Raw genomic sequence first — 9,079 nt, forward strand, 5'->3', positions numbered from 1 at the left:
TTTAAGGTGATTATTTAAATATTAAATAGTTTTTTCTTATCTCTAACAGCTCCTTTATCAGCACTAGTTGCAAAAAATGCATATGCTTTTAATGATGAAGAAACATATCTCTTACGATTAGAAGGTTTGTAAGATGAAGAACCTTTTGATTTTTCTTGTGAAATTCGACGAGATAATTCCTCTTTTGTAATATTTAAATGGATGGTTCTTTTAGGAATATTAATATCAATGATATCACCATTTTTTACTAAAGCGATCACACCTTGATCTGCTGCTTCAGGTGAAATATGTCCTATAGAAATTCCTGAAGTACCACCCGAAAATCTACCATCAGTAATTAATGCACATGTTTTATCTAAATTCATAGATTTTAAATATGTAGTAGGATATAACATTTCTTGCATTCCTGGTCCACCTTTCGGGCCTTCGTAACGAATGACAACAATATTACCTGAAATTACTTGACCATTTAAAATAGCATAAACAGCTTCTTCTTGACTTTCGTACACACAAGCAGTACCAGAAAAAATATAGTTTTTTTTATCTATTCCAGCTGTTTTTATTATACAACCATTTTTTGCTAAATTTCCATATAAAACAGCTAATCCTCCTTCTTGACTATAAGCATATTGAAATGATCTGATGCAACCATTTTTGCGATCACTGTCTAATTCTTTCCATCTAAAATCTTGAGAATATGGTTGTATTGTACGAATTCCACCTGGTCCAGCTTGAAACATTTGAATTATATCAGAATTTTTTGTTACTAAAATATCATATTTTTCTAATGTTTCTTCTAAACTCAGTTGTAATATATTTCTTGTTGTTTTATGTAATAAATTAACACGATTTAATTCTCCTAAAATACCCATCACACCACCGGCTCGATGCACATCTTCTACATGATACAAAGAAGTACTTGGAGCAACTTTACAAAGATGAGGTATTTTTTTAGATAAATTATTAATGTCAGACATTTTAAAATCAATTTCTGCTTCTTGAGCTGCTGCTAAAAGATGTAAAATAGTGTTAGTTGAACCTCCCATAGCAATATCTAATATCATTGCATTTTCAAAAGATTCTTTATTCACGATACTTCTAGGTAGAATTTTTTTGTTATTTTTTTTATAATATTGTTCAGTAATTTGCACTATAGTTTTAGCAGAATTTATGAATAATTTTTTACGATCAATATGAGTAGCTAATAATGTTCCATTTCCAGGAAGAGATAAACCCATAACTTCTGTTAAACAATTCATAGAATTAGCTGTAAACATACCAGAACAGGAACCACATGTTGGACAAGCAGAACGCTCAATTTCTTTGATTATATTTTCAGATTGATTAGGATTTCCTCCGTGGATAATAGCATCAACTAGATCAATTTTTATCGTTTTATTGTTATTTTTTATTTTTCCTGCTTCCATTGGTCCACCAGAAACAAAAACTGATGGTATATTTAAACGCAAAGCAGCCATTAACATACCTGGAGTAATTTTATCACAATTAGAAATACAAATCATTGCGTCAGCACAATGCGCATTAATGACATATTCTATAGAATCTGCAATTAACTCCCGTGAGGGTAAAGAGTATAACATTCCAGAATGTCCCATAGCTATTCCATCATCGATCGCTATCGTATTAAATTCTTTTGCCACTCCTCCTAATGTTTTGATTTCTTCTGCAATAAGTTTTCCTACTTTTTGTAAATGAATATGCCCTGGAACAAATTCAGAAAAAGAGTTTACAACTGCAATAATTGGTTTTTTAAAATCTTCATCGGTCATTCCTGTAGCTCGCCATAAAGATCTAGCTCCAGACATATTTCTACCATGAGTAGTTGTAAAAGAACGATATTTAGGCATTGTAGAGAACTCCAAAATAATATTTTTGAAAATATTATTATTATATATATATATCGATTGAATTTTTTTTTTTTATTAATAATAATAAAAAAATTTTAGTACATATAATGTTTTTAAAAATTTTTTAAGAATAGTAGGGATTATATTTTGATATAATTTGATTATTGATATTGATGTCAATTTATTTTTGATGGTCAAAGAAATAAAATTGCTTTCAATTTTTGAATTTTTTTGGCAGGGGTGGAAGGATTTGAACCTACAACTTTCGGTTTTGGAGACCGATGCTCTACCAAATTGAACTACACCCCTAATGATATTAATATGCTTAAAGAAATAATTATATTCTTAATGAGAAAAAAAGTCTAGCTTGTATTTTATATATTTTAAAAATAGTAGATTTAAATGATTTTTTAGATCTTAAATTTTATTAAAATGATAGAATATAAATTCTATATATTTGAGTATTATTTGAAGGTAAATATTTATTATGAAAACTCCAATTTATTTAGATTATGCAGCAACTACACCAGTAGAATTTGAAGTTGCAAAAAAAATGATGAATTATCTCACAATAAATGGAATATTCGGTAACTCTGCATCACGTTCTCATCAATTTGGGTGGAATGCAGAAGAAGCTGTAGATATTGCACGTAATCAAATATCGGAATTAATTGGAGCAGATTCTCGAGAAATTGTTTTTACTTCTGGTGCTACTGAGTCAAATAATCTAGCTATAAAAGGTATAGCATCTTTTCATAAAAAAAAAGGCAAGCATATTATTACTAGTAAGACGGAACATAAATCTGTCTTGGATACTTGTAGATATCTTGAAGGGCAAGGATTTCATTTAACTTATCTTACACCAAAAAACAATGGTATTATTGATTTAGATGATTTAAAAAAAAACATACGAAAAGATACTATACTGATTTCTATAATGCATGTAAATAATGAAATTGGTATTATACAAGATATTGATAATATTTCAAAAATTTGTCGTAATAATTCTATCTTTTTTCATGTAGATGCAACTCAAAGTTTAGGTAAAATTTCTATAGATTTAAAAAAAGTTTCTATAGATCTAATGTCTTTTTCTGCACATAAAATTTATGGTCCGAAAGGAGTTGGTGGATTGTATGTTCGTCGCAAACCACGTGTCCGTTTGTTACCTTCTATCCATGGAGGTGGGCATGAACGAGGAATGCGTTCAGGAACTTTACCTGTTCATCAAATTGTAGGAATGGGTGAAGCATGTATATTAGCTAAAAGGAAAATAAATGATGATTTTGCTCATTCAACAAAATTAAGAAATTATCTTTGGAATGGTATTAAAAATATTGAAGAGGTTTACTTAAATAGTGATTTAAAACAAGGTGTACCTCATATTTTAAATGTTAGTTTTAATTATATCGAAGGGGAATCATTGATTATGGCACTTAAAGATTTAGCCATTTCATCTGGTTCTGCTTGTACTTCTGCTAGTTTAGAACCTTCTTACGTTTTAAAATCTTTAGGTATCAAAGATGAATTAGCTCATAGTTCTATTCGTTTTTCCATAGGAAGATTTACGACAGAAGACGAAATTAAACATACGGTTAAATTAGTTCATCATGCTATTTATAAATTACGGGAACTTTCCCCTTTATGGGAAATGTTCAAAGCAGGAGTTGATTTAAATAGTATAGAATGGGATCATAATTAATCATTATAATTAATTTAAAGGTAATATTTCAAATGGCTTATAGTAAAAAAGTAATGGATCATTATGAAAATCCACGTAATGTAGGATCTTTTTCTAATTCTGATCTTAACGTGGGAAGTGGATTAGTAGGTGCACCAGCTTGCGGTGATGTTATGAAGTTACAAATTAAAGTTAATAATAAAGGTATTATCGAAGATGCTTGTTTTAAAACATATGGCTGTGGTTCTGCTATAGCTTCTAGTTCATTAGTTACTGAATGGGTAAAAGGTAAATCTATTAATGAAGCTGAATTAATAAAAAATACTACTATAGTAGAAGAATTAGAACTTCCACCTGTAAAGATTCATTGTTCAATTTTAGCAGAAGATGCTATCAAAGCAGCTATTGCTGATTATAAAAGCAAAAAAAAATAATCTAATCGTTTATAGTTTGGGTGTTGAAAGAATTTTTTTTCTTTCAACATTTAATTCTATTAAAATATTTTATTTATTTAATTAAAGGTTATAAATGAATTATTTTACATTATTTGATATACCGATAAAATTTAAAATTAATAAAGAATTACTTTCAAAAAATTTTTACAAATTACAATTACAATCTCATCCTGATTTATTTATAAACGAGTCTGACTTAACAAAAACAATAGCTTTAGAAAAATCAATAGAGATTAATAAAGGTTATAAAATTTTAAAAAATTCTTTAAGTAGAGCAATATATTTATTGTCCTTATATGGTTTTAAATTAAAGACTGAAACTATTTTATTAAAAAATAATTCTTTTTTAAAAAAATATTTTTCTTTATATGAAGATATAGATAATTTAAAAAAAAATAATTTTAACGGAAAAAAAGTACATTTTTTTTTAAAAAAGATAGAAAAAAAATCTAAACATTATAAAACAATGATGGAAACTGAATTTGAAAATAAAAATTATGAAGAAATAATTCCTATAATTGCAAAATTGCTTTTTTTTAAAAAAATAAAAATTAATTTAAAAAAAGAACAGGATATATATTTAAGAAAGACAAATTAAGGTAATTACATGATTTTTTTAGAAAAAAAATATAATGAAAAATTATTTTTAGGAATTGATTTAGGTACAACATATTCCTTAGCTGCTACGGTAAAAAAAGAAGAAATTATTTTCTTATTAGATAATAAAAAACGTTATCTATTACCATCTGTTGTGCATTATAAAAAAAATATTACATCAGTAGGTTGGAGTGCTTTAGATCATGTTATTAATGATCCTTTAAATACTATTACTTCTGTAAAACGTTTGTTAGGCCGCTCTATTGAATTTATTAAAAAAGAGTTTCCTATTTTACCATATTTAATCAATAAAGATGAAAATGGAGGTGTTTTATTTCATACAAATGCTGGTCTTGTTAGTCCTATTGAGGTTTCCAGTGAAATTTTAAAATGTTTAAAAAAAAGAGCTCTTTTTATTTTTGATCAAGAAATAGATTCAACTATTATTACAGTACCTGCATATTTTAATAATATACAGAAAATAGCTGTCAAAAAAGCTGCCTTTTTAGCCAAAATTAATTTGATAAGATTATTAAATGAACCTACAGCTGCTGCTATTGCATATGGTTTACAAACACATAAAAAAGGTATCATAATTGTATATGATTTAGGAGGTGGTACTTTTGATGTTTCCATATTAAAGTTAAATAAAGAAATTTTTGAAGTATTAGCGACTAGTGGAGATTCTAATTTAGGAGGTGATGATTTTGATTCAGCTTTAGCAGATTATATTTTTAAAAAATCTAATGTATCAGATAAATGCAATGATTTTTTTCAATCTTTATTACTTCAAACTGCAAAAAAAACAAAATTAAAATTAACTAAATATCATAAAGTTAAAGTTCATTTTTTTGATTGGAAAGGTTACATTACTCGTGATGAATTTAATGGAATTATTATTAATTTAGTTCGTAAAACTTTATTAATTTGTTCAGATCTGATCAAAGAAACTAATTTATCAGTAGAAAAAATAGAACAAGTTATAATGGTTGGAGGATCAACTCGAGTACCATTGGTATTTAAAGAAGTCTCTAATTTCTTTAAAAAACTGCCGTTAAATTCTATTAATCCAGATCAAGTTGTAGCAATAGGTGCTGCAATGCAAGCAAATATGCTTATTAATAAAAATATAAAAAATAAAACTCTATTGTTAGATGTTATGCCGCTTTCATTAGGCATTGAAGTGATGGGTGGTTTTGTTGAAAAAATCATTTTAAGAAATAGTTCTATTCCTATTTCTAAAACAAAAGAATTCACAACCTATAAAGATAATCAAACTTCTATTCTTATACATATATTACAAGGAGAAAGAGAGTTAGTACAAGATTGTATTTCATTATCTCGTTTTGTATTAAAAAATATAAAACCACAAAAAGCTGGATTAGTTCGTATTTTAGTTACATTTCAAGTTGATACTGATGGTTTAATTAATGTCAAAGTATTAGACAAATCTAGTAATAAAGAAAAAAATATTCAAATTGATAATAATGTTATTTTACAAAAAATAAATGTATCTAAAATAGTAAAAAATTCACTAGAATATGCTAAAAAAGATTATTATCTAAGAGTTAAAACTGAAAAAAAAATGGAAGCTATACAAATATTAGAAATTTTAAATACAGCTTTAAAGAAAGATAAATATTTAATTACAGAAAAGGAATTAAAACTTATTAAAGATAAACAAAAAAAACTAGAAAAATCTATTAATGAAGATGATTTTTTTTCTATCAAATTGCATGTAAAAGAACTAGAAGATGCAAGTAAAGATTTTTTTTCATTACGTTTAAAAAAATCTATAAATTCTTTTACAAAAAAATAATTTAAAAGAGATTAAATAATGCCGAAAATTATATTTTTACCTCATAAAATTATATTACCTCAAGGAGCTATACTTGAAGCTAAAAAAGGAGAAACAATATTAAATATAGCATTAAAGAATAATATTCAATTAGAACATGCATGTGGTCAATCATGTGCTTGTAGTACATGTCATTGTATTATAAGAAAAGGATTTCTTTCTCTTTCGGGAGGGTCTGAAAAAGAAGATGATATTTTAGACAAAGCTTGGGGTTTAGAATCTGAAAGTCGTTTAAGTTGCCAAGCAATTATTGGAGATGTAGATATTGAAGTAGAAATTCCATTATATAATGTAAACTATGTTACAGAATATTAATTTTTTTATTTTTTAATATAAGGATTTTTGTTATCTTTAAATTGTATTTGAATTGGTGTTCCTTTTATTTTAAGAGTGTCATGAAAAAAATTAATTAAATATCTTTTATAAGGTAAAGTTAAGTATGTAACTTGATTACCATGTATAATAATTTTAGGAGGATTAGAGCTTCCTAGATGTGCATATTTTAATTTTATTCGACGTCCTTTAATAACAGGAGGTTGATGTTTTTTAATTGCTATATGCATGGTTTTTGTCAGTATTGATGTACTAATTTTTCTTTTAGACTCTTCATAAGCTTCGCAAACAGATTCAAATAATTTAAATATTCCTTCTTGATATAATGCTGATATAAAATGTGTTCTAGAAAAAGTAAGAAATTTTAATTTATTTTTTATTCTTTTTTTTAATTCTTTTTTTTCTAAATTATTTAGCAAGTCCCATTTATTTATGACAGTGACAATTCCCTTTCCAGAATTAATAACAAATTCAGATAATGATAAATCTTGATTACATATTTCATTAGTTGCATCTATTATTAATAAAATAATATTTGATTTTTCGATACTCTGTAAAGTTTTAATAATTGAAAATTTTTCAATACTATTATTTTTTTGCTTTTTTCTAGATGCTCCAGCAGTATCAATTAAAATATAGTTTTTATTATTATATTTTATAGGTATCGATACACTATCCAATGTTGTTCCTGGTATATTGCATGTAATCATTCTTTCTTTTTTTAAAAGACTATTTATTAAAGTTGATTTTCCAACATTAGGTCGTCCTATTAAAGCTACTTTTATTTCTAATGTTTCTTTTATAAAATCTTGAAGATTTGATTTTTTTTTATTTTCTTTTTTAAATTCTAAACTGATCCACGGAATTAAATGTTTTGTAAAAATTGAATTAATTCCTATGTTATTACTAGCAGAAATTTTTTGTATTTTTTTAAATCCTAAAGAGTAAAATTCATTAATATTAGAAATATCTTTCATCCCATCTATTTTATTAATGATTAGAATGATTTTTTTTTCATATTTTCTAATTTTATTAGCTATTTCAAATTCTTGTGACATTAATCCCTTTCGAGCATCCACTATAAATAAAATCAAATGTGATTCTTCTATTGCTACTATTGTTTGTTCGCATGCTTTTTCTTCTATTGCATTTAATTTTATATCTAAACCAGCTGTATCAATTAAAATTATTTTTTCATTGATTTCTTCTATTTGACAGTATCCATATTGTCTATCTCTAGTAAGACCTGGATGATCAGCTACTAATGCATTTCTGCTTTTGGTTAAACAATTAAATAAAGTAGATTTTCCTACATTTGTGCGCCCAATTAATACAATAATAGGTGTCATTTTGATATGTTCTCGCTTAATTTTTTAAAATTGAATATTAGCAACTAAAATGAGGAAATCATGTATTTTAACTTTTGCATGTATTTTTTTATTTTAATTCGTTAATTTTCATATTAATAATTTCTTTAGATGCATTTGAAGTTTCCAGAGAAAAACTTTTTTTCCAATGTTGGATTGCTAATTTTTTATTTTTTTTATTAAGAAAAATATCACCTTTAATTTGCTCAATAATGTTAATCCAATTACGATTGTTTATACTTTTAAGTATATCCATTGCTGCGTTATGCTCTTTTTTTTGTATTTTTATTTTTGCTATTCTTAATTTTAATATATTTTTCAAATTTTCTTCTTTTGTATATTTTAAGCTATTATCTAATTGAATAAAAGCTTCGTTCAGTTTGTTTTCTGATATATATTTTTTTGCCAGAAACATAGAGGTTAAAGTTCCATAAATATTATTATTTTTTATGATAAAAATTTCAGCTTCATGCCAATTTTCAGGTTGATTTGTGTTTATTTTATTTATGATTTCTTCATATTTCAAACATTGTAAATTTGTTTTAGATATTGGAAAAAAATATCTATAATAGAATAAACCACTAGTTATAAAAAGTATAAAAACAATGAAAAAAATTGTTTTTCTTTTCAAAAAATTTAACATTTTATTCTCTTTTTTTTGGATAATATTTTTATTAATTTTTATGATGTATTAATGCCTATATTTTTATATTAAAATTGCTAAATTTTATTCAAAATATATTTTTCATTTTGAAAATATTTTTTTAACCATGGATGCAATAAGAATTTTTATTTTTTTTAATTTTTTTTAATTTAGGTTAAAATTATAACATATAAAAAAGTTATTCCTATGAAAAACACTAATTATACACAGTTAATTAATCGAAGAAGTTCTTTTATTATCAATACTACAGACTACT

8 protein-coding genes and 1 tRNA gene are annotated in these 9,079 nt (G+C 25.3%); 5 read left to right on the plus strand and 4 right to left on the minus strand.

What is annotated here, in order from left to right; genetic code table 11:
* Positions 1-14 precede the first annotated feature (14 nt).
* Together ilvD and BUMPG002_RS03070 are read right to left on the minus strand one after the other, a co-directional pair.
* Positions 15-1,868, minus strand: coding sequence for a dihydroxy-acid dehydratase (ilvD, locus tag BUMPG002_RS03065; RefSeq protein WP_025369211.1), 1,854 nt, complete (start codon positions 1,866-1,868; stop codon positions 15-17).
* A 232-nt stretch (positions 1,869-2,100) separates the two neighbouring features.
* A tRNA-Trp gene (locus BUMPG002_RS03070) sits at positions 2,101-2,177 on the minus strand.
* A gap of 178 nt (positions 2,178-2,355) precedes the next feature.
* On the opposite strand from BUMPG002_RS03070, the gene BUMPG002_RS03075 reads away from it, so the two are divergent.
* The 5 genes from BUMPG002_RS03075 to fdx all read left to right on the plus strand — a co-directional run bounded on the left by BUMPG002_RS03075 (position 2,356) and on the right by fdx (position 6,774).
* Positions 2,356-3,570, plus strand: a complete 1,215-nt coding sequence (locus tag BUMPG002_RS03075) for an IscS subfamily cysteine desulfurase (RefSeq protein ID WP_025369212.1) — start codon at positions 2,356-2,358, stop codon at positions 3,568-3,570.
* 32 nt (positions 3,571-3,602) lie between these two features.
* Positions 3,603-3,983 carry a Fe-S cluster assembly scaffold IscU gene (iscU, locus tag BUMPG002_RS03080; protein WP_025369213.1) on the plus strand — a complete coding sequence of 127 codons (381 nt, stop codon included), beginning with the start codon at positions 3,603-3,605 and terminating at the stop codon, positions 3,981-3,983.
* Between the two features lie 94 nt (positions 3,984-4,077).
* Complete coding sequence (gene hscB / locus BUMPG002_RS03085) at positions 4,078-4,602, plus strand: Fe-S protein assembly co-chaperone HscB (RefSeq protein WP_025369214.1); 525 nt, start codon at positions 4,078-4,080, stop codon at positions 4,600-4,602.
* A gap of 9 nt (positions 4,603-4,611) precedes the next feature.
* Positions 4,612-6,420: a Fe-S protein assembly chaperone HscA gene (hscA, locus tag BUMPG002_RS03090; RefSeq protein ID WP_025369215.1), complete on the plus strand. Its 1,809-nt coding sequence runs from the start codon at positions 4,612-4,614 to the stop codon at positions 6,418-6,420.
* Positions 6,421-6,438: 18 nt separating this feature from the next.
* Positions 6,439-6,774 (plus strand): ISC system 2Fe-2S type ferredoxin, encoded by a 336-nt coding sequence (gene fdx / locus BUMPG002_RS03095; protein ID WP_025369216.1) that lies wholly within the window; start codon positions 6,439-6,441, stop codon positions 6,772-6,774.
* Between the two features lie 5 nt (positions 6,775-6,779).
* On the opposite strand, the gene der is transcribed toward fdx, so the two are convergent.
* Entirely contained in the window at positions 6,780-8,141 is a 1,362-nt protein-coding gene (der, locus tag BUMPG002_RS03100; protein WP_044006152.1) for a ribosome biogenesis GTPase Der, read from the minus strand.
* A gap of 88 nt (positions 8,142-8,229) precedes the next feature.
* Positions 8,230-8,802, minus strand: a complete 573-nt coding sequence (locus BUMPG002_RS03105) for a YfgM family protein (RefSeq protein ID WP_025369217.1) — start codon at positions 8,800-8,802, stop codon at positions 8,230-8,232.
* Positions 8,803-9,079 lie beyond the last annotated feature (277 nt).

The sequence above is a fragment of the Buchnera aphidicola str. G002 (Myzus persicae) genome (assembly GCF_000521565.1).
Taxonomy (GTDB): Bacteria; Pseudomonadota; Gammaproteobacteria; order Enterobacterales; family Enterobacteriaceae; genus Buchnera; species Buchnera aphidicola_C.

What these genes read in the sequence shown, in the direction of transcription:
- hscA (WP_025369215.1), top strand. Translation starts at nt 4,612, where the DNA reads ATGATTTTTTTAGAAAAAAAATATAATGAAAAATTATTTTTAGGAATT.
- BUMPG002_RS03105 (WP_025369217.1), bottom strand. Translation starts at nt 8,802, where the DNA reads ATGTTAAATTTTTTGAAAAGAAAAACAATTTTTTTCATTGTTTTTATA.
- ilvD (WP_025369211.1), bottom strand. Translation starts at nt 1,868, where the DNA reads ATGCCTAAATATCGTTCTTTTACAACTACTCATGGTAGAAATATGTCT.
- der (WP_044006152.1), bottom strand. Translation starts at nt 8,141, where the DNA reads ATGACACCTATTATTGTATTAATTGGGCGCACAAATGTAGGAAAATCT.
- iscU (WP_025369213.1), top strand. Translation starts at nt 3,603, where the DNA reads ATGGCTTATAGTAAAAAAGTAATGGATCATTATGAAAATCCACGTAAT.
- fdx (WP_025369216.1), top strand. Translation starts at nt 6,439, where the DNA reads ATGCCGAAAATTATATTTTTACCTCATAAAATTATATTACCTCAAGGA.
- hscB (WP_025369214.1), top strand. Translation starts at nt 4,078, where the DNA reads ATGAATTATTTTACATTATTTGATATACCGATAAAATTTAAAATTAAT.
- BUMPG002_RS03075 (WP_025369212.1), top strand. Translation starts at nt 2,356, where the DNA reads ATGAAAACTCCAATTTATTTAGATTATGCAGCAACTACACCAGTAGAA.